Here is a 19254-nt window from a genome sequence, read left to right as displayed (position 1 = left end):
GTGCTGATTCCTCCCTGAGTGTTGCCTGTGCATCCTTCGCTGTTGCTCACGAACGCGTCACGGTCCGGTGACGGGCAGGCGACCGGTTAGGCTTTTCCCGTGTCCAACGACTCGAACGCCGCCGCCACATCCGCCCTGGTGACCTATGCCGAGAACGCCATCGTCGAGGACGAGGCGATGGCATCGGCCCGGGAGCGAGCCGCCGACCTGGGCGTCGACGCGGTCGCCCCGTCGGTGGGCGCGCTGCTGTCGGTGCTGGCCGCGGCGGGCGGTGCGAAGTCGGTGGTGGAGGTGGGTACCGGCGCGGGGATCAGCGGGCTGTGGCTGCTCTCGGGCATGCGCCCCGATTCGGTGCTCACCACGATCGAGACCGAGCAGGAGTTCCAGGCCGCGGCGAAGATCGGTTTCCAGCAGGCCGGGGTGGCGGCCAACCGCACCCGGCTGATCAACGGGCACGCCCTCGACGTGCTGCCCCGGCTCGCCGACGAGGCCTACGACCTGATCTTCATCGACGGTGAGCCCGTCGACCATCCCCGGTACGTGGCCGACGCGGTGCGCCTGCTCCGCCCCGGCGGTGTGCTGGTGGTCAACCTCGGCGATGCGGGCTACCGGGTGCCCGATCCGGAGGCGGTCGACGACGAGGCGATCGCCGCGCGCGAGGCGACGCAGCTCATCGCGGCGGACGAGTCTCTGCTTCCGGTGGTACTCCCCCTGGCCGGCGGCCTGGTGGCCGCCGCGAAGGCTTTCGTCGACGAGGGCTGATCAGGCGTCCACGCCGACGGGGCGCATCAGCGTGGGGTACTTCGGCGGCAGGCCGTCGCCGGTGGAGATGCCGCGGACCCGGCGCACCACCCACGGGTAGGCGAAGTCGCGGCGCCATTTGCGTTTGATCTCGCGGTCCTCGGCGGCGCTGATCTCGGGCGCGGGGCCGAGGTCCGGCTTCTCCAGCGCATGCGGCACGCCGAGCACGTCGAGCACCTCGATGGCCATCCGCAGGTGGCCGGGCTCGGACATGTGGATGCGATCGAACTCCCACATCCGTAGGTCGCGGTACTCCGTCATGCGCCAGTAGTCGAGCAGCAGGGCGCCGCGCCGCTCGGCGATCTCGCGCACCAGCTCGTTGTAGATGGCGAACCGGCCGCGGAGCGCGCCGAAGATGCCGCTGCCGTGGCTATCGGCGGCGGTCCACATCAGCACCGTGGAGCCCGCGTCGATCAGCGTGCCGATGAGCTCGTCGTAGGTCGCGATCACCTCGTCGATGTCGACCTGCGGGCGGATCAGATCGTTGGCACCGGCGTACACGGTCACCAGATCGGGCCGCAGAGCGAGCGCGGGTTCGAGCTGCTCGTCGACGATCTGGCCCATCTTCTTGCCGCGGATCGCCAGGTTGGCGTAGCCGAACTCCGGGTCACGCGCGGCCATCACCTCGGCCACACGGTCCGACCAGCCGCGGTACTCGTGGGTGCCCGTCGGATCGGGGTCACCGACCCCCTCGGTGAAGGAGTCGCCGATCGCGACGTACCGCTGGTACTCAGACATCGGTGGAGAATCGCACTCCACCGTCGGGGAGCTCGACCCCGGGCCAGATCCGCACCCCGTCGAGCAGTTCGCAGCGCGCCCCGATGGACGCACCGTCGCCGATCACGGCGTCGCGGACGCGGGCCCGCGGCCCGATGTGGGCGCCGAAGCCGATGATCGAGCGCTCGACGATGGCGCCGGCCTCCACCCGGACACCGTCGAAGACCACGGCACCGTCGAGCCGGGCCCCGGCGCCGATCTCGGCGCCGCGGCCGACCACGGTGCCGCCGATCACGAGCGCACCGGGCGCGACGGAGGCGCCGGGGTGGATCAGGCATTCACCGCGGGCACCGTCGAGGGCGGCCGAGGGCGCGATCCCGCGCACCAGATCGGAGCTGCCGGCCACGAAGTCCTCCGGGGTGCCCATATCGCGCCAGTAGCCGTAGTCCACGTGGCCGTACAGCTTGCGGCCGTCGTTGAGCAGCGCGGGGAACACCTCGCGTTCTACGGACACCGGTCGGCCGGAGGGGATCTCCTCGATCACCGAGCGCTTGAAGACGTAGCAGCCGGCGTTGATCTGATCGGTCGGCGGATCCTGGGTCTTCTCCAGGAAGGCGGTGACGCGGCCATCGGCGTCGGTGGGCACGCAGCCGAAGGCGCGGGGGTCGGGGACGCGCACCAGGTGCATGGTGACGTCGGCGTTCTTTTCCCGGTGGGTCTGGACGACGGCGCGGATATCGCTGCCGCCCAGGACGTCGCCGTTGAAGACGAGCACGTCGTCGGCACGCAGCGCGGGAAGCACGTTGCGGATGCCGCCGCCGGTACCCAGCGGCTCGGTCTCCACCACGTACGAAAGCTCCAGCCCCAGTTCGGAACCGTCGCCGAAGTACTCCTCGAAGACCTCGGCCTTGAACGAGGTGCCGAGCACCACGCGCCGGATTCCGGCGTCGCGGATCCGGGAGAGCAGGTGGGTGAGGAAGGGTTTGCCCGCGGTGGGCAACATCGGCTTGGGCGCCGACAGGGTCAACGGACGCAGCCGGGTTCCCTTGCCGCCGACCAGGATCACGGCCTCGACGTCGCTGAGGTCCTGCACCGGTTCGCTCATCTACTCCCCTTCTCGGTTGCGCGACGCGCAGATACGGCCGCGAGCACGCTGATCTTCGAGCGCGCAGCGAGCCCCACCTTCATCGCCGCGCGCAGGGGCGCGGCTGCCCGACCGGGGTGCCGGTCGGCGAAGAACCGGTAGGCGGATTCGTGGTGCGCCGGGAGCATCAGCTCGGGCACTTTGCCCGCCGCGTGCCCCTTGGCGTGCACGATCTCCGCCGACGGGACGTAGACGTTGCGCCAACCCGCGCGCGCGAGCCGGTCGCCGAAGTCGACGTCCTCCATGTACATGAAGTAGCGGTCGTCGAAGCCGCCGATCGATTCGAAGGCGGCCGGCCGCACCAGTAGGCAGGAGCCCGAGAGCCAGCCCGCCTCGCGTTCGATGACCTCGGCCTGGGCCTGCTGGTAGGCGCGGGTCCACGGGTTCGACTTCCACACGGTGCCGAGCAGCGCGTGCCCGATGCCGGACACCAGGTTCGGGACGCTGCGCGCCGACGGGTACACGGTGCCGTCGGGATCGTGGATGAGCGGGCCGAGCGCGCCGGCGTCGGGGTGCCGGTGCGCGGCGGCCACGAGTTCGTCGATGGAGCCGGGGCCGAAGACCACATCGGGGTTGCTGATGAGCAGGAAATCGGGGTTCTGGTCCAGCCGAGTGACGGCGTAATTGATGGCGCCGCCGTAGCCGAGGTTGGCGCCGGTGCGCAGCAGCTCGGCCTCGGGGTGGTTCTCGGCGGCGGCCTCGACGGAACCGTCGATCGAGCCGTTGTCGGCCATCACCACCTGCGGCGTCGGGCCGGAGAACGCACCGTCGATGCTGCTCAGGAAGTGCTCGAGGTGCTCGCCCGGAGAGTAGGTGACGGTGACCACGGCGAGGGTGATCGCGCGCGCGAGGGTCGGGTTGTCGGTACCGGGCACGCGGTCAGGCTACCGGGTCGTCGGGTACTGCCGTTCCGAGCGCCCGGTCCAGCGCGTCGCGCCAGTCGGGCAGGGGCGTCAGGCCCGCGGCGGCCCAGGCGACGGGCGAGAGCACGGAATAGGCGGGGCGGGGCGCGGGGCGGGGGAAGTCGGCCGTGGTGCACGGTGTGACCCGCTCGGGGTCGGCACCGGTGCGGGCGAAGACGCCGCGGGCCACGTCGAACCAGGTGGCCGTGCCGCCGCCGGCGGCGTGCAGGACGGTGCCGGGGCGGCCGGGCTCGGCACTGAACAGGTCCGCCAGGTCGAGGAGCCCGGCGGCGAGGTCGGGGGCGTAGGTGGGTGAGCCGGTCTGGTCGGCGACCACCGCCGGATCGGCACCCTGGTCGGCGAGGCGGCCCATCGTGCCGACGAAGTCGGGGGCCCACGCCGTGTGCCCGTCCGGGCCGGCGGTGCGTCCGGTGTACACCCAGGCCGTGCGCACCACGACGGTGCGCGGGTCGGCGGCGCGGGCGGCGCGCTCACCGTCGAGCTTGGTCCGGCCGTAGACGCTCGCGGGACCGGTCGGGTCGCCGGGCTCCCAGGGATGCGCGGGCGTGGGAGCGGGCCCGAAGACGTAGTCGGTGGAGATGTGGACGAGCCGGGCGCCGGTCTGTGCGCATCGCCGGGCGAGCCGGCCCGGGACGCGCTCATTGAGCAGGGCGGCGGCGTCGGGTTCGGACTCGGCGGCGTCGACGGCGGTGTGCGCGACGCAGTTGATGAGCAGCGTGTCGACGTCCAGGTCGAGCGCGGCGACCGCCTGTGACGAGGTCACGTCGAGATCGGCGCGGGTGAGGCCGCGTACCGCCAGGCCGCGGTCGGCGGCGGCCGCGACCAGGGCGGATCCGAGCTGACCGGCGGCGCCGGTGATCACGATGTTCACGTCGCAAAAGGCTACGCGACGGCGTGCTGCGGCGGTGTTCCCAGGGAGCATCGGTACCGTTATGGGAATGTGACCCACGGTTCGCGCAGCGGACCTGGCGATACTGGTTCGCGCAGCGGACCTTGCGATACTGACTCGCGGGCTGAGCCCTGCGATACTGCAGTCTCGACCGACGTGTGCACGAAGGAGAGTTGGTGAGCGACAGCCCTGGTCCCCGCGGAGCGCGGCATTCCCGCGGCGGCGATAAGCCGCCTCGGCGCAGGCGCAGCGTGCGCGCGGAGAACGAGGGTGCCGATGCGAACGGCACCACCGGCGCTTCCGGCTCCCGCCGCGTACCCGGCGCGGCGGATCTGTCCGATGCCGCTCGCGCCCGGATCCATCGGACCGGCAAGACCGCGATCGTCCTGCTGGCCGCCGTCGTGCTCATCGCCACGGGCGTCGCGTGGACGCAGTTCTACCAACTGGGCGGCGATATCGCCCGCACCGGCGGCCTCGACTCGCAGCCCGACGGCGCCACCGACATCCTGTTGGTGGGCACGGATTCGCGGACCGATGCCAAGGGCAATCCGCTCACCGAGAAGGAATTGGCGCGGCTGAACGCCGGTGTCGACGACGGCACCCTCAACACCGACACGATCATCTTGATCCGCATTCCGAACAACGGGAAGTCGGCGACCGCGATCTCGATCCCCCGTGACGCCTACGTGGCGATTCCCGATCAGGGCAAGGGCAAGATCAACTCGGCCTTCGCGGGTGCCGCGAACGTGACCCGCGACAAACTGCTGACGGAGGGCAAGTCCGAGAAGGACGCGATTCAGGCCGGCAACGAAGAGGGCCGCAAGGCGCTGCGCGAGACCGTCGCCAACCTCACCGGTGTCTCGGTCGACAACTACGCGGAGATCGGCCTGGTCGGCTTCTCCCGCCTCACCGACGCCGTGGGCGGCGTGGAGGTGTGCCTCAAGCGTCCGGTGAACGACTCCTACTCGGGCGCCCGGTTCCGCGCCGGCAGGCAGACGCTCAAGGGCCCGCAGGCGCTCAGCTTCGTGCGGCAGCGGCACGGCCTGCCGCGGGGCGACCTGGATCGCATCACCCGCCAGCAGGTGTTCATGGCCTCGCTGGCGAACAAGATCCTCTCCGCCGGAACGCTGACCAATCCGAGCAAGGTGAACCAGTTGCAGAACGCGGTCACCACCTCGGTGACGCTGGACGCGAACTGGGACGTGATGAACTTCGCCAAAGAACTCGCGAACCTCTCGGCCGGCAGCGTGAAGTTCGCGACGGTGCCCGTGGTCCGCGATGACGGCTGGAGCGATGACGGGCAGCAGTCCGTGGTGGTGGTCGATCCGAAGCAGGTGCAGGCCTACGTCCGCTCGCTGCTCGGCGATAAGCCCGGTGCCACCTCCGCGAAGCCCACCACCAGCAGCGCGCCCGCCGTGCCCTCGGTGAACCGTGCGGCCACCACCGTCGACGTGGTGAACGGCGGCTCCACGCCGGGCCTGGCGAGCAGCGTCTCCTCGTTCCTCACCGGCGAGAAGTTCCAGCAGGGCACCACGGGCAATGCGTCGAACTCCGAGTCGTCGGCCAGCGGCAAGAGCGCGGTGCTGGCCTCGTCGGCGAACGATCAGCCGGCGAAGGCGGTGGCGGCGCTGCTCGGCGGCCTGCCCGTGATCGCCAGTTCGTCGGTGCAGCAGGGCCGGGTGAAGGTGCTGCTCAAGGACGGCTACAAGGGGCCGGGATCGTCGAGTGATACCGAGGGCACCGCGGCGAGCACCACCACGTCGATCCCGCCGGGGATGACCGAGGCGATGGATCCGAGCGAGGCCGCGCGCGTGAGCTCACTGCTGAACCGCCCGGGTTACACCGCATCTCAGGACGGGGGCGTGCCGTGCGTGGACTGACCGTGACCGATCAGCTGCTGGTGCCGATCGTGGAGGCCGACCCGTCGACCCCGCGGTTCACCTGGTACGACGATGCCACGGGTGCCCGGATGGGTCTCTCGGCCATCACACTGGGCAATTGGGCGGCCAAGTGCGGCAACCTGCTTCGGGATCAGTACGGCGTGGGGCCGGGCGATACCGTGGGCGTGCTGCTGCCGGCGCACTGGCAGACGGCGGGAATCCTGTTCGGCGCGTGGTGGGCCGGGTGCGAGGTGCGGTTCTCCGAATCGGGCCGGGTCACCTTCGCCGCACCGGATGCGCTCGGTAGCGCCGACGGTGACGAGATCCTCGCGGTGGGACTGGACGCCTTCGGTCAGCCGGTGCCCGATCTGCCGCCCGGGATCGACGACTACACCACCGAGGTGCGCGGGCACGGTGATGCGTTCACACCCGGTTCCGCGGGAACAGCATTCGACGGCGATCCGGTGGAGATCGTGCTCGCCCGCTCCACGGCGCTCGCGGCCTCGGCCGGGTACGCCAAGGGCGACCGGGTACTCTCGACCCGACAGTGGCGCACCGTCGACGATGTGTACGCCGGCCTGCTGGCCCCGTTCGCGGCGCCCGCGTCGGTGATCCATGTGTCGAATCCGAACCCGGACACGCTGATGGAGAAGTTCTCCGTGGAGAAGGCGACCGCACGGGTCGCGTGAGTATCGCCTAGTTCTTGACGTCCACCACGATCCGGCCCGGACCGGTGAGCGTGGAATCGGTGTAGCGCTGGTTGTTCCCGGTGAGCTGCACGGCCACCTGGAGCTGAGCCTCGAACCGGCAGGTGATCACGGCGCGGCTGATGGCGCCGCCCGGTCCGGCAACGGTGGCGGGTCCCGTGTAGGCGGGCCGGCCCTCGTCGTCCATCATCGCGACCGGTTCCGCGGTGAGCACCAGGAATTCGCCCGGCCCGGTAGCGGGGTTGCCCGAGCCGCAGTCGGCCACGGGTCCGGCGGTGCGACTGATCCGGTAGGGCGGTGCGGCGCCGGTGAACTGGAGGACGAGCCGGTCACCGTCGTCGCGCCGGCCCAGCCGCAGGTCGGCGAGCATGGTGCCCGACGATCCGGTCGTCGTCGCCGCGCTGGGTGCGGTGGTCGTGGTGGCACCGGACGGCGCGGCCGTGACGGTGACGGTGGAGGTGGGCGGTGATTTCACGCCCGACGGGGCGGTGACCGGCTTGCTGTCGAAGCACGCGCTGAGGGAGGCGGCGAGGACGAGCACTGTCGCCGTCGCGGTCATGGTCCTGAAGTACGAATTCGCCCCCGTCATCCGTTCAGGCTAGGCCCGATCCGGACGACGGGGGCGAATCGTTATCGAATCTTGGTCGACTCGGTGCCGATCAGCGCAGCAACTGGCGGCTCATCACGACGCGCTGCACCTGGTTGGTGCCCTCGTAGATCTGAGTGATCTTGGCGTCGCGCATCATTCGCTCGACCGGGAAGTCGCGGGTGTAGCCGGCGCCGCCGAGCAACTGGACGGCGTCGGTGGTGACGTCCATCGCGACATCGGAGGCGAAGCACTTCGACGCGGAGCTGATGAAGCCGAGGTTCTTCTCGCCGCGCTCGGCGCGGGCTGCGGCGGTGTACACCATGAGGCGGGCGGCCTCGAGGCGCATCGCCATATCGGCCACCATGAACTGGATGCCCTGGAAGTCGGAGATCGACGTGCCGAACTGCTTGCGCTCCTTGATGTAGTCGATCGCTACGTCGAGGGCCCCCTGCGCGATGCCGACAGCCTGCGCGCCGATGGTCGGGCGGGTGTGGTCGAGGGTCTGCAGCGCGGTCTTGAAGCCGGTGCCCTCCTCGCCGATCATGCGCATCGCGGGGATGCGGCACTCCTCGAAGGCCAGTTCGGCGGTGGGGCTGCCCTTGATGCCGAGCTTGTGCTCGTACCCGGTGACGGAGAAGCCGGGGTCGTCCTTGTGCACGATGAACGAGCTGATGCCGTTGGCGCCCTTCTCGGGGTCGGTGACGGCCATGACGGTGTACCAGGTGGACTTGCCGCCGTTGGTGATCCAGCACTTGGAGCCGTTAAGCACCCAGTCGTCGCCGTCCTTGCGGGCGCGGGTGCGCATCGAAGCGGCGTCGGAGCCGGCCTCGCGCTCGGAGAGGGCGTAGGAGGCCATGGCCTCGCCGCTGGCGAGCGACGGGAGCACGTGCTGCTTGAGCTCCTCGGAGCCGTTGAGGATCAGGCCCATGGTGCCGAGCTTGTTGACGGCGGGGATCAGCGAGGAGCTGCCGCAGACGCGGGCCACCTCCTCGATCACAATGCAGGTGGCGACGGAGTCCGCACCCTGACCGCCGTACTCCTCGGGCACATGGATGGCGTTGAAGCCGCTGGCGACCAGGGCGTCGAGGGCCTCCTGCGGGAACCGCTCCTTCTCATCGACGTCCTTGGCGTGCGGTGCGATATCGCGCTCCGCCAGCGCCCGGATCGCCGTGCGCAGCTCCTCGTGCTCTTCGGGGAGCTGGAACAGATCGAAGTCGGGATTGCCTGCCATTGACGGCCTCCATCAGCAAGTACGGGTCGTTTCCGCAGATGAGTCTATCCGGGCCGATACCAGGGTCAGTTAGTCGCCCGTAACTAGATGCGGCCCCATCGGTTGTTCCCGGGAACAACGCGCGGTCGGTTGTTCCCGGGAACAACGTCGGCGCCGATGCCCGATTCGTCGCGTTGACGAGGACGCGATGTCCGCATTCGTTAGCTACGATCGCTACCTGACAGGTGAGGGAAGGGCTGGGAATGGCGAGAGGCCGAGGTCGGCGCGGGGCACCGGGATGCTCACCGAAGGACGTCGATGCCGCCCTCAACGGGCTGCTCGCGGTGAGCAGCGCGGAGGAGGCGCGCACCCTGACCGGGCTGGTGGCGGCCGCCGCGCGAATGCGGGGGCGCCCGCTGTCGATCGAGTTCGACGATGACCTGCCCGCCGGAGTGTTCGGCTGGTGGCTCGCCAAGGCCGGCGACGATGTGATCATGGTGCCGTCCGGCCTGCCCTCGCAGGGACACACCATCGCGCACGAGCTGGGCCACGTGCTGCTCGGCCATCGCGGTGGCACCGAGCTCACCGAGTTGCTCGGGCCCGGCCGCCCCTCGGCCGAGGTCGTGGAGTTCATGCTGTGTCGGGAGTCGGACCAGGGCGCGGTCGCCGAGGAGGCGGCCGCGGAGATGTTCGCCCGGCGGCTGCTGAGCAGGGTGCGGCAGACGCAGCGCGTCGCCGATCCGCGATCCGCCATCCTGCTCAGCGATTTCCTGAGGTAGGTCATGTTCTCGATGGTGTTCGCCGCCGTGCTGTGGGCGGTAGGGGCGCAGCGGTTCTGGCGCCTGTCGACGGGGCGCTACTCACCGGTGGTGCTCGGCCAGGCGATTCTCTACTGGGGCTTCGCCGCTCACGTCACGCTCAACATCGCTGCGGTCGAATCGGCACTGCACGGTGTGATCGGCAACGGCACGGTACCGATGAAGTTCGCTTCCGACGCCGCCGCCGCGATGGGCGCCGCGATCGTCGCCTCGGCGGCGATTCCGGCGTTCGTCGGGCAGGCGCGGCGGTGGATCGCGATCCACGTCGGGTTGGCGACCACCGGTTTTCTCGCCGCGGCGGCCCTGTTCTTCTCGGCGAGGCCGCGCCTGCCGGTGATGGACGATGCCGATCTCGAGCGGGTCGCGGTGCGACAAGGCGGCGGATACGGCCTCTCCTACGTGGTGTCCGAAATCTACCCGCTGATAGCGGCGTTCGCGATCTTCCTGGTGTTCGTGCCGCTGCTGAAGATGGTGCGCTCGCCGCGGGATTACGGCGTGATCCTCATCTGCATCGGTGCGGCCGTGAGCACCGTGTACGCGGCGATCCGCGGAACCTACGCATTAGCGGCGCCGTACGTCCACGGCGACGCTCAGATCGTCTTCGACATCACCCCGATCCTGGCGTACACGGGAGCACTCGGGTTGCTCAGCGGCGTCATCTATTCCACGGTGTACGACTGGATCCGCGCCACCCGCGGGCTGCGCCGGATCACCGGTCTGCACGACTATCTGGTCACGCTGTGGCCGGGCGTGAAACGGGAGTCCTGGTCGCGCGCGACGCGGATCGAGCGGGCCGAGGACCGATCGGTCGAGGTGCTCGACGCGCTGTACATGGAGGGCCGCTCCCGGAGCATCGACGCCGCCGGTGCGCGCCGGACCCCGGACGAGGTGGCCACATGGCTGGTGACTCTGGGGTCCGAGGCGATGTCGATCGATGCCCTCGCGGCGCCGGAGGGAACAGACGCGCTGGACTGGGTGCAGAGCATCGCCGATGAGTGGAGGACGAAGTGACGGACGGCACGGTCGCGCAGGAGGACTCGTCGACGCGGGTCGCGAAGGTGATCACCGAGGTCGGCGCACCGTGGGTGTCGAACATCCTGGGCAGCATCGCCGTCGGCGTACTGGCCGGGTCGGTGGCGTGGGGCGTGGTGCTGGCGCTGCTCACGGCGATCGCGCCGATGGCGCTGATCTTCGGGGCGATGAAGGTGCGTGGCGGGGGCGATCATCACGTCTCGGATCGCTCGCAGCGGCCGCTGATCCTGTTGCTGATCCTGGCGATTCAGGTGATCGGTGTGGTCGTGGAGATCGCGGCCGGGGCGCCCGCGGTGGTGATCGCTTTCACCGTGGTCGGGGTGGTCACGCTGGTGGTGACCGGGGTGATCACCGCGGCGCTGAAGTGGAAGGTCAGCTTGCACGTGGCGGTGGCCACGAGCATCGTCGTGTTCTTGGCGCTGGCCGGTCACTCGTGGCTGTGGCTACTGCTTCTCGTGTGGGTGGCGCTTGTCGGCTGGTCGCGGGTGACACTGAAGGCGCACACGCCGATGCAGGTGCTGGTGGGGTTCGTGTGCGGCGTGGTCTCGGCCGCGGCGGCGCTGCCGATCCTGTGATGCCCCTGGCTGCAGATCTTTACGAGCCGGCGGTCCATTCGGCGTAGCGGCGGTACGGGTCGTAGCGGCGGGCCGCGACGCCCCGGTTCCCCGAATCGCGGACCGCGGCACCGGCGATGATGTCGGACCGGATCTGTTCGCTCAGTTCGTCGTCCGCGAAGTAGTCGAGCGGCACGTGGAAGAAACCGGCGAGTTCCAGGAGCACACCGAGACCGGGATTCGCGCGCTTGCCCGACATCAATTGGCTCAGATGACCCGTGGTCATGGACCCGCCGGCGCGCCGGATCGCGTCCACCGCCTCGGTGGGCGTGAATGGCTCCCGGCCGCGCGGATAGACGTAGTCGAAGAGGAATCGCAGCCGCTCCGAGAGCGGCCTCGACGGCGATGCCTGACTCACGCCATCCCTCCCCTCGTGGTTTCTCAGCCGATGCGCGTAGCGAGTCTACCGAGTCCACTCACTGTTTGCAGGATGCAAGCAGCGTTCAGACCAGTGTGGATACCGGTGGCAACTTGCTGTAGCGTGCTGGATGGGCGGAGTTCCCGCCCGCGGCACCGACGGGCCCACACGGGGGACGCCCGCCGGCACGACTGACGGGGCTTCGATCGGCCCGCAGGCGCGACGGTGACCCGCTCACCGGAATGGGGTGAGCGGTTCATCGGCCGACTGCACTGCGCCGATCCGCCGCCTGCTCGACAATGCAGTCATGACGTTCTCGACGACGATCGGCGCTGCGCGGGTGGATCAGGTGACGGAGCTGGATCGATGGGCGTTCGCGCCCGCCGGCCTGTTTCCGGCGATTCCCGATGGCCTGGCGGCACAGGCGCGCGCTGTGTTGGGCGACGGATACATCGACCCGGACAACGGCGATCTGCTGCTGGCGATCCACACCTACGTGATCCGCCTGGGCGAGACCGTGATCGTGGTGGATACCGGCAATGGAAACGACAAGGAGCGGCCGAACCTGCTGCCGCACCACATGTTCCACACCGACTTCCTGGCGCGGCTCGCCGCCACCGGCGTGACGCCCGACGACGTGGATGTCGTGGTCAGCACACATCTGCATCCCGATCACTGCGGCTGGAACACCCGACTTCGGGGCGACACCTGGGTACCCACGTTCCCCAACGCCGCCTACCTGTTCGCGGCATCGGACCTGGACGGGTTGACGGAGCTCGCCGCGAGCGGCGAACTCGACGGCGTTCTCGCCGATCTCGCACGCACCTATGCCGATAGCGTGGAACCCGTGCTCCGAGAGGGGCGGTGGCGCACCGTCGCCGACGGCGAGGCGATCGCGGCGCATGACGGCACCGAAGTGGTGGTGCGGGCGACACCCGGCCACACCGCAGGTCACCTCGCGGTCGAGATCCTCACGCCCGAGGGCGGAGCGATCATCGCCGGTGACGCGATCCACCACCCGATCCAGTTGCTTCATCCGGAGCTCGTGCAGGGCGGCGACGCCGATCCGGAGCAGGCCCGCGCCACCCGAGAGTCGTTGTTGCAACGGTGCGCCGCCGACGATCTCCTTCTGCTGCCAGCACATTTCACCGAGCACGCACCCTTCCGGGTGGCATTCCAGGACGGGCGGCCCGCGGTCACCGCGGCGCCCGCCTGAGTCTGGTCGACGGTGCGAGCGATCCCTTCCGGGTGACCATCGAGGACAGGCGGCCCCCGGTCACCACGGTGCTGGAAACCTCTTCGGGGTCAGGACGTTCGGTGTCGGCCCGCAACCGCTCATGACCGAAGTCCCGCTGGCGAGCGAGGCCGACCCACACTTGTCGAACAGAGCCGCCGCGGCGACGCCGGCGATCGCACCATTTCCTCCCCGATGTTCGGTCGGCCACCGCAGCCCCGCGAGCCTCAATCGCCCCATTGCTACCGTAGAAATAGTGTTCGAATTGTGTTGCAGTCTCGAAACTTCCGAGTAGAATAGGAAGCAGGAGGGAGGCGGCGATGACCGAGACGGTGTGCACGTCAGCGCAGTATTTGGATGCGCTCGCCGCCTTCGAACACGCCACTGAAATCCTGGCCTCCGCGGATCCGGTGCTGCTGTCCGCACCGGAGGTGTTGGACTCGTTGTCGCGGCTGGAAGTTGCGGTGCGGAAGGTGCCGGTGGCGCAGCACGCGCTGGTGCAGGTCGCACACGAGCAGGGCCTGCCCGGCAGCCTCGGCTACACCGGCCTCAAGGAAATGTTGGTGGATCGGTTACGGCTCGCCGGCGCCGAAGCCCGCGACCGGGTTGCCGGTGCGCGGGGCCGGGCGATCGAGCACCTGCCCTGTGGTGTTGCGCAGCCGCGGTTCGCGTTGACGTTGGCGGCGCAGCGGCAGGGGGCGATCAGTGAACGGCACGCCCTGACGATCGAGCAGGTGTTCCGCACCTGCCCACCCAGTGTGGACAAGCCCGACGTTCTGGAAGACATCCTGGTGACCGCCGCCCGGGAAGTCACCCCCGAAGAAGTAGGCAAAGTCGGCCGCCGAGCGATCGAGCTGCTCGACCCCGACGGTGCGGAACCGAACCCGGAGAAGGCCCGCCGCGCCCGGGGGTTGGAGATCGGCTGTCAGGATAAGAATCTGGTCTCCGACTTCGGCGGCACCCTCTCCGCCGAATGCCGGGCACTGATGGAAGCGGTGTTCGCGAAATACGCCCGCCCCGGGGTGCACAACCCGGACGACCCCGACAGCCCCGCGGAGGGCGCCACCGCCGAGGAACTCTCGGAGGCGGCGCAGCGGGATCACCGCAGCCTCGCCCAACGCCAACACGACGCGTTGACGCACGCCCTGCGAGTCGCGGTCTCGTCCGGCGAATTCGGTCAGCATCGCGGACTGCCGTGCGTTCCGATCACACCATGAGGATCGATCAGCTCGAATCCGAGGTCGGGATCGCGACCACCGCCACCGGCGGACGACTGTCGGTCACAGACGCCATCCGCATGGCCGGGACGAACCCGAAATACTTCCTCCTCCTGGACCTGCACCAACGCCCCCTGTTCCTCGGGCGGGAGAAGCGTCTCGCCACCGCGGATCAGCGGATCGCGCTCTACGGCAGCGAAAAGGGCTGCTCCGCACCGGGCTGTGACGCGCCGGCGACGCGGACGCAGGTGCATCACGTCACCGAATGGCAGAACGGCGGCCGCACCGACGTCACCGGCCTCACCCTCGCCTGCGATGCCCACCACAGCAAAGTCTCGCCCGCACCGTCCGGGATGGAGACCATCGTCGTGCCCGCCGGTGAGTACGCCGGGCGGATCGGGTGGCGCCGCAACACCACCGCCGGCCCCCACAAGGTCAACCACAACCACCACACTGCCGAGCTGTATTACCAAGCCCTCGAACGCTGGCACCGCACCCGCGAACAACTCCGCCGACAATGGCGCACGCAGGACCTGCGGGAACAGTACGAGGACCGCATCGGCACCACCTACACCGACATCGACGCCCTCCTCGACAGCCCCCACGGCCCACCCCTACTCGAAACACTCCTGCACGAACACGACACCGACAACACCTGGCGCGGGGCGCCGCCGGATGCACTACCCGACGCCGCCTGACTGTCGGACGGCGGCGACTCGGAGGGCGATCGTTCCGCTTAGCGCGGTAGGCGGCTGAAGCTGCGGTGCACCACACCGCTCTGCGGGCTCACCACCGATTCGATGATGAACCGTTCCTGCACCCCTTCGAGGCCGTCCCACAGCCGCTCGCCACGGCCGAGCACGATGGGCACCTCCACCAGGTGCATGTGGTCGATGAGGTCGGCGGCGAGGAACTGGCGCACCGTCGCCACTCCCCCGCCGATCCGCACGTCCAGCCCGTCGGCGGCCTCGCGGGCCTGGGCCAGCGCCTCGGCAGGTGAGGCGTCGATGAAATGGAAGACGGTGCCATCGCCCATCTCGATGGACGGCCGCGGGTGGTGCGTGAGTACGAAGACGGGGGTCTTGAAGGGCGTCTCCTCGCCCCACCAGCCGCGCCACGACTCGTCCTCCCACGGACCGCGCTGCGGGCCGAACTTGTTGCGGCCCATGATCTCGGCGCCGATCCCATCACCCCATGCGGAGGCGAAGGCATCGTCCACACCGAGTGCTGCGGGCTCGAGGCCGTGGATCGCGGCGCCCCTACGGGTGCCGAAGAACCACTGCATGAGCGCGCCGTCGGCGTGCCCGAACGGCGTCTCCATACTCTGCCCCTCGCCCGCGCCGAAGCCATCGAGAGAGATCGAGAAGTTGTGTACCCGCGCCTGTCCGCTCACGCGCTCAGGCTAGCGAGACAGGTCAGCCTTCGAGGAGTTTCTTGCGCAGCGCCTCATCCTTGGCGAGCACCATCTTCTCCAGGCCGTCCTGGAACGCGACCATCCGCTGCCGCAGGGAGGGGTCGGCCGATCCCAGGATGCGCACGGCCAGGAGGCCGGCGTTGCGGGCGCCGCCGACGGACACCGTCGCCACCGGAATCCCGGCGGGCATCTGGACGATCGACAGCAGCGAATCCATCCCGTCCAGGTGCTTCAGCGGCACGGGCACGCCGATCACGGGCAGCGGGGTCGCGGAGGCGACCATGCCGGGCAGGTGCGCGGCACCGCCGGCACCGGCGATGATCACCTCGATCCCCCGCCCCGCAGCAGCCGAGGCGTAATCGAGCATCCGCTGCGGCGTCCGATGCGCCGAGACCACCCCCACCTCGAATCGCACGCCGAATTCGGCGAGCGCCTCGGCAGCGGCCTCCATCACGGGCCAGTCGGAATCACTGCCCATGATCAGCCCCACACGCGGACCAGCAGTCTCAGCCATGCACACTCCATCCATCGGTCCACTCCGCGGTCGCCATCCAGTGCGCCGCGCGTTCCGCTCGCTCCCGCAGCTCCGCCACGTAGGCGGGATCGTCCCGGTCACCGTCGAGAGCCCCGACGATATTGATGTGCCCCACCTTGCGGTCGGGCCGGAACTCCTTGCCGTACATGTGCACGTGCGCCTCGGGCATCCGCGCCATGAGATGGTGCAGCCGCTCGTCCACACTCATCTCCGGATTCACCGGGGCCCCCAGCACATTCGCCATTACCGTCAGCGGCGCGGTCGCGGCGGTGTCGCCCAGCGGGTAGTCGAGCACGGCCCGCAGATGCTGCTCGAACTGGCTGGTGACGCAGCCGTTCATCGACCAGTGCCCGGAGTTGTGCGGGCGCATCGCCAGCTCGTTCACCAGCATCTCGCCCGACGGGGTCTGGAACAGCTCCACCGCCATCACACCCACCACACCCAGCTCGTTCGCCAGCCGCAGCGCCAGCGATTCGGCGAACGCCGCCTCGTCGTCCGACAGCCCCGGCGCGGGCGCCAGCACCACCGCGCACTGCCCATTGCGCTGCACCGTCTCCACCACGGGCCACGCGGCACCCTGCCCGAACGGGGAGCGGGCGACCATCGCCGACAGCTCCCGCGCCAACTCCACCCGCTGTTCCGCCAGCAGCGAGACCCCGGCCTCCAACTGCGCAGCGGCCACGGAAAGGGCCTCATCAAGCGAGTCCGGCAGCCACACCCCGCGCCCGTCGTACCCGCCGCGCACGGCCTTGAGCACCACCGCACCGGGGTACCGCTCCCAGAACGCCCGCACATCGTCGACCGACTCTATCTCCGCATACCCGGGCACCGGCGCACCCAACTCGGCCAGGCGCCGCCGCATGGCCAGCTTGTCCTGCGCGTACAGCAGCGCCTGCGGCGGCGGGTTCACGGTGACACCCTCGGCTTGCAGGGCCAACAGGTGCTCCGTGGGCACACCCTCATGGTCGAAGGTGAGCACGTGCGCTCCGGTGGCCACGCGGCGCAGATCGTCGATCTCGTCGTGATCGCCCAGCACCACATCGGGCGCGACCTGCGGTGCCGGCTCGTCGGGCGAGGCCGCGAGAACCCGCAGGCTCTGCCCCAGCGCGACCGCCGCCTGATGCGTCATCCGCGCGAGCTGTCCGCCGCCCACCATCGCGACCACGGGCCTCCGCACACCTGTCATGGGTCCATAATCGCAGGCCGTCAGCCAGCAGCGAACATGGGCGGCCCCCTGTCCGACCTGGTCACACTCGCAAAGGTATGCTCAGTAGTTCCGCTAGACTGGCCGTCGTGGCTTTCATCGAGTCGATCATGGATCGCACCCCGGCACCCCTGCGTGGTCTCGTCATGCAGCATCACGAGCTGATCAAGTTCGCGATCGTCGGTGCCACCACCTGCGTCTTCGACCTCGCCATCTTCTACAGCCTGGTGTTCACCGTGCTCGACGAGAAGCCGACGGTCGCCAAGATCTTCTCCGGTGTCTGCGCCGTGATCCTCTCTTACATCCTCAATCGGGAGTGGAGCTTCAAGAACCGTGGCGGTCGGGAGCGGCACCACGAGGCTCTGCTGTTCTTCGTGATCTCGGGCATCGGCGTGCTGATCATGGCCGCCCCCATCTTCATCGCGAACAACGTGTTCAACCTGCGCGCCACCGATTCGAAGACCACCTTGATCGTGGTCGATTTCGTGCTCAACTACATCGTGGGCAACCTGCTCCAGATGGCCTTCCGCTTCTGGGCGCTGCGCCGCTGGGCCTTCCCCGAGGACATGAGCGACGCCCCCGAGCAGGAGTCCATTCCCGCCGAGGCGACCGACCCCGAGCGCGACGCCGCCGCCGAGCGGTAACACCCCGCACCACCGGCAGGGGTCGTCGTGCGCCTGCGCATCCTCCGTTCCACCATCGCCGTCGTCGCGGTGGCGGTGCTCTTCCTCGGCCTGCCGCTGATGGTCTCCACGTGGCTGTGGCTGGACAACTCCGCCCGCACCGATCTCCAGCACCGGCTGCAGCGCGCTTCCTCAGACGTCCTGTCCCGCGAGCAGTCCGGCCGCGTCGGTGACCCTCCCGCCGATCAGCTCCGGCTCCTGGTGCCCGAGGGCGGGCGCCTCGTGCTCGACTACACCGACGCCGCGGGGCGGCCCCGCGAGCTGGCCATCGGCGCCCCGATCGCCGATCCCATGGTGGAGAGCCTGAACCTCGGCGACGCCGGCACGCTGCGCATCGAGAAGCCCATGGCGCAGGTGCGCTCCGAGCAGTACCAGATCGTGACGATCGAGGCCGTGGTCATCGCGCTGGCGGTCACCGCCGGATTCGTGGTCGCCGCGATCACCGCGAGCCGCGTCGCCGACCCCGTGCAAGACGTGGCCGAGCGCGCCCAGCGCCTCGCGCGCGGCGATTTCCGCGCCGATCCGCAGCGGCACGGCATCGAGGAGCTCGATCGCGTGCTCGATGTGCTCGACGCCGCCACCGTCGAGATCGCCGACCGGCTCCAGCGCGAGCGGCAGATCGTCGGCGAGGTCTCGCATCAACTCCGCAGCCGCCTGACCGCGGTGCACATCCGGCTCGACGAGCTCACCCTGCACGACGATCCCGCCGTGGTGGCCGAGGCACAGGCCGCGCTCGATCAGGTCGACCGGCTCACCGCATCGGTCACCGAGATGGTCGAGGCCTCGCGGACCGTCTCGCATCCGCGGGCCGAGGTGGACGTGCGTGCCGTGCTGACACCGCTGGTCGCCGACCTCGCGCCGTCGTTCGCGCGGTTCGGCCGGCGACTGCAGGTGGTCGACGCGGTCGACGGTCCGCTGATCGCGTGGGCCACCGCGGCACGACTCCGCGAGGCGACGGCCGTGCTCATCGACAACGCGCGCGACCACGGCTCCGGAACGGCGACGGTCACGCTGGGCACCGCCGGGGCGCACACGGTGCTGGTGACGGTGGCCGACGAGGGCTCGGGCATCGCCGACGCCGACGCGCAACGGATCTTCCGGCGCGGCGTCTCCGGCGGCGACGGTACCGGGGTGGGCCTCGCGCTCGCCCGCGCCTTCATCGAGGGCGACGGTGGCCGCCTGCAGCTGCAGAGCCGGCGCCCCACCACCTTCGCCATCTTCCTGCCGACCGCTCCCGAGAACCCCGCGCCGCCGCGCGAGCCCGAACCCCGCTGAGCTCCGGGGC

The 19254-nt window shown here is 69.7% G+C and carries 21 protein-coding genes; 11 read left to right on the top strand and 10 right to left on the bottom strand.

Translation table 11 applies throughout. The features are described 5' to 3' along the window. Positions 1–99 precede the first annotated feature (99 nt). Positions 100–762 (top strand): O-methyltransferase, encoded by a 663-nt coding sequence (locus TPAU_RS05330; protein WP_013125736.1) that lies wholly within the window; start codon positions 100–102, stop codon positions 760–762. Here the strand turns inward: TPAU_RS05330 and TPAU_RS05325 are convergent, their stop codons facing one another. From TPAU_RS05325 to rfbD, 4 genes are read right to left on the bottom strand one after another with little or no spacing between them, the layout of a single operon-like run. Then, a complete protein-coding gene (locus TPAU_RS05325) occupies positions 763–1539 on the bottom strand; it encodes an SGNH/GDSL hydrolase family protein (protein WP_013125735.1) in 777 nt (258 codons plus the stop codon). Continuing rightward, on the bottom strand, positions 1532–2623 hold the full coding sequence (gene manB / locus TPAU_RS05320; RefSeq protein ID WP_013125734.1) for a mannose-1-phosphate guanylyltransferase: 1092 nt from the start codon (positions 2621–2623) through the stop codon (positions 1532–1534). The genes TPAU_RS05325 and manB overlap by 8 nt, the downstream gene beginning before the upstream one ends. After that, on the bottom strand, positions 2620–3537 hold the full coding sequence (locus TPAU_RS05315) for a glycosyltransferase family 2 protein (protein ID WP_013125733.1): 918 nt from the start codon (positions 3535–3537) through the stop codon (positions 2620–2622). Before TPAU_RS05315 ends, manB begins: the two co-directional genes overlap by 4 nt. Positions 3538–3541: 4 nt before the next feature. After that, positions 3542–4507 (bottom strand): dTDP-4-dehydrorhamnose reductase, encoded by a 966-nt coding sequence (rfbD, locus tag TPAU_RS05310; RefSeq protein ID WP_013125732.1) that lies wholly within the window; start codon positions 4505–4507, stop codon positions 3542–3544. Positions 4508–4650: 143 nt separating this feature from the next. Between rfbD and TPAU_RS05305 the strand changes: the two genes are divergently transcribed. Next, on the top strand, positions 4651–6354 hold the full coding sequence (locus TPAU_RS05305) for an LCP family protein (RefSeq protein WP_013125731.1): 1704 nt from the start codon (positions 4651–4653) through the stop codon (positions 6352–6354). Then, a complete protein-coding gene (locus TPAU_RS05300) occupies positions 6342–7043 on the top strand; it encodes a TIGR03089 family protein (RefSeq protein WP_245537847.1) in 702 nt (233 codons plus the stop codon). The genes TPAU_RS05305 and TPAU_RS05300 overlap by 13 nt, the downstream gene beginning before the upstream one ends. 7 nt (positions 7044–7050) lie before the next feature. On the opposite strand, the gene TPAU_RS22845 is transcribed toward TPAU_RS05300, so the two are convergent. Both TPAU_RS22845 and TPAU_RS05285 read right to left on the bottom strand, forming a co-directional pair. After that, positions 7051–7650: an AMIN-like domain-containing (lipo)protein gene (locus TPAU_RS22845; RefSeq protein ID WP_013125729.1), complete on the bottom strand. Its 600-nt coding sequence runs from the start codon at positions 7648–7650 to the stop codon at positions 7051–7053. Between the two features lie 70 nt (positions 7651–7720). Then, a complete protein-coding gene (locus TPAU_RS05285) occupies positions 7721–8881 on the bottom strand; it encodes an acyl-CoA dehydrogenase (RefSeq protein WP_013125728.1) in 1161 nt (386 codons plus the stop codon). A gap of 242 nt (positions 8882–9123) precedes the next feature. Between TPAU_RS05285 and TPAU_RS05280 the strand changes: the two genes are divergently transcribed. From TPAU_RS05280 to TPAU_RS05270, 3 genes are read left to right on the top strand one after another with little or no spacing between them, the layout of a single operon-like run. Then, on the top strand, positions 9124–9639 hold the full coding sequence (locus tag TPAU_RS05280; RefSeq protein WP_013125727.1) for a hypothetical protein: 516 nt from the start codon (positions 9124–9126) through the stop codon (positions 9637–9639). Between the two features lie 3 nt (positions 9640–9642). Further along, positions 9643–10689, top strand: coding sequence for a hypothetical protein (locus TPAU_RS05275; RefSeq protein ID WP_013125726.1), 1047 nt, complete (start codon positions 9643–9645; stop codon positions 10687–10689). After that, positions 10686–11285, top strand: a complete 600-nt coding sequence (locus TPAU_RS05270) for a phosphatase PAP2 family protein (protein WP_013125725.1) — start codon at positions 10686–10688, stop codon at positions 11283–11285. The genes TPAU_RS05275 and TPAU_RS05270 overlap by 4 nt, the downstream gene beginning before the upstream one ends. Before the next feature lie 19 nt (positions 11286–11304). On the opposite strand, the gene TPAU_RS05265 is transcribed toward TPAU_RS05270, so the two are convergent. Then, the gene (locus TPAU_RS05265) at positions 11305–11682 is read right to left on the bottom strand and encodes a helix-turn-helix domain-containing protein (protein ID WP_013125724.1); all 378 of its coding nucleotides are present in this window, start codon (positions 11680–11682) and stop codon (positions 11305–11307) included. A 307-nt stretch (positions 11683–11989) separates the two neighbouring features. Between TPAU_RS05265 and TPAU_RS05260 the strand changes: the two genes are divergently transcribed. From TPAU_RS05260 to TPAU_RS23410, 3 genes are all read left to right on the top strand, one after another. Then, on the top strand, positions 11990–12898 hold the full coding sequence (locus tag TPAU_RS05260) for an MBL fold metallo-hydrolase (protein ID WP_041944738.1): 909 nt from the start codon (positions 11990–11992) through the stop codon (positions 12896–12898). 338 nt (positions 12899–13236) lie between these two features. Then, a complete protein-coding gene (locus TPAU_RS23415; protein WP_049825780.1) occupies positions 13237–14133 on the top strand; it encodes a DUF222 domain-containing protein in 897 nt (298 codons plus the stop codon). Beyond that, a complete protein-coding gene (locus TPAU_RS23410) occupies positions 14130–14831 on the top strand; it encodes an HNH endonuclease signature motif containing protein (RefSeq protein ID WP_049825779.1) in 702 nt (233 codons plus the stop codon). Before TPAU_RS23415 ends, TPAU_RS23410 begins: the two co-directional genes overlap by 4 nt. 38 nt (positions 14832–14869) lie before the next feature. On the opposite strand, the gene TPAU_RS05245 is transcribed toward TPAU_RS23410, so the two are convergent. The 3 genes from TPAU_RS05245 to TPAU_RS05235 are packed head-to-tail and all read right to left on the bottom strand — an operon-like array spanning position 14870 to position 17268. Further along, complete coding sequence (locus TPAU_RS05245) at positions 14870–15526, bottom strand: dihydrofolate reductase family protein (protein WP_013125722.1); 657 nt, start codon at positions 15524–15526, stop codon at positions 14870–14872. A 22-nt stretch (positions 15527–15548) separates the two neighbouring features. Next, positions 15549–16061 (bottom strand): 5-(carboxyamino)imidazole ribonucleotide mutase, encoded by a 513-nt coding sequence (gene purE, locus TPAU_RS05240; protein WP_013125721.1) that lies wholly within the window; start codon positions 16059–16061, stop codon positions 15549–15551. After that, positions 16054–17268 carry a 5-(carboxyamino)imidazole ribonucleotide synthase gene (locus TPAU_RS05235; protein WP_049825778.1) on the bottom strand — a complete coding sequence of 405 codons (1215 nt, stop codon included), beginning with the start codon at positions 17266–17268 and terminating at the stop codon, positions 16054–16056. Before TPAU_RS05235 ends, purE begins: the two co-directional genes overlap by 8 nt. Positions 17269–17375: 107 nt before the next feature. Between TPAU_RS05235 and TPAU_RS05230 the strand changes: the two genes are divergently transcribed. Beyond that, positions 17376–17930: a GtrA family protein gene (locus TPAU_RS05230; protein WP_086012694.1), complete on the top strand. Its 555-nt coding sequence runs from the start codon at positions 17376–17378 to the stop codon at positions 17928–17930. 27 nt (positions 17931–17957) lie between these two features. Further along, complete coding sequence (locus TPAU_RS05225) at positions 17958–19244, top strand: HAMP domain-containing sensor histidine kinase (RefSeq protein ID WP_013125718.1); 1287 nt, start codon at positions 17958–17960, stop codon at positions 19242–19244. The last annotated feature ends 10 nt before the right edge of the window (positions 19245–19254 follow it).

Origin of the sequence: Tsukamurella paurometabola DSM 20162 (genome assembly GCF_000092225.1) — a bacterium.
Classification (GTDB): domain Bacteria; phylum Actinomycetota; class Actinomycetes; order Mycobacteriales; family Mycobacteriaceae; genus Tsukamurella; species Tsukamurella paurometabola.
This window is presented reverse-complemented; position numbering and strand designations above follow the sequence as displayed.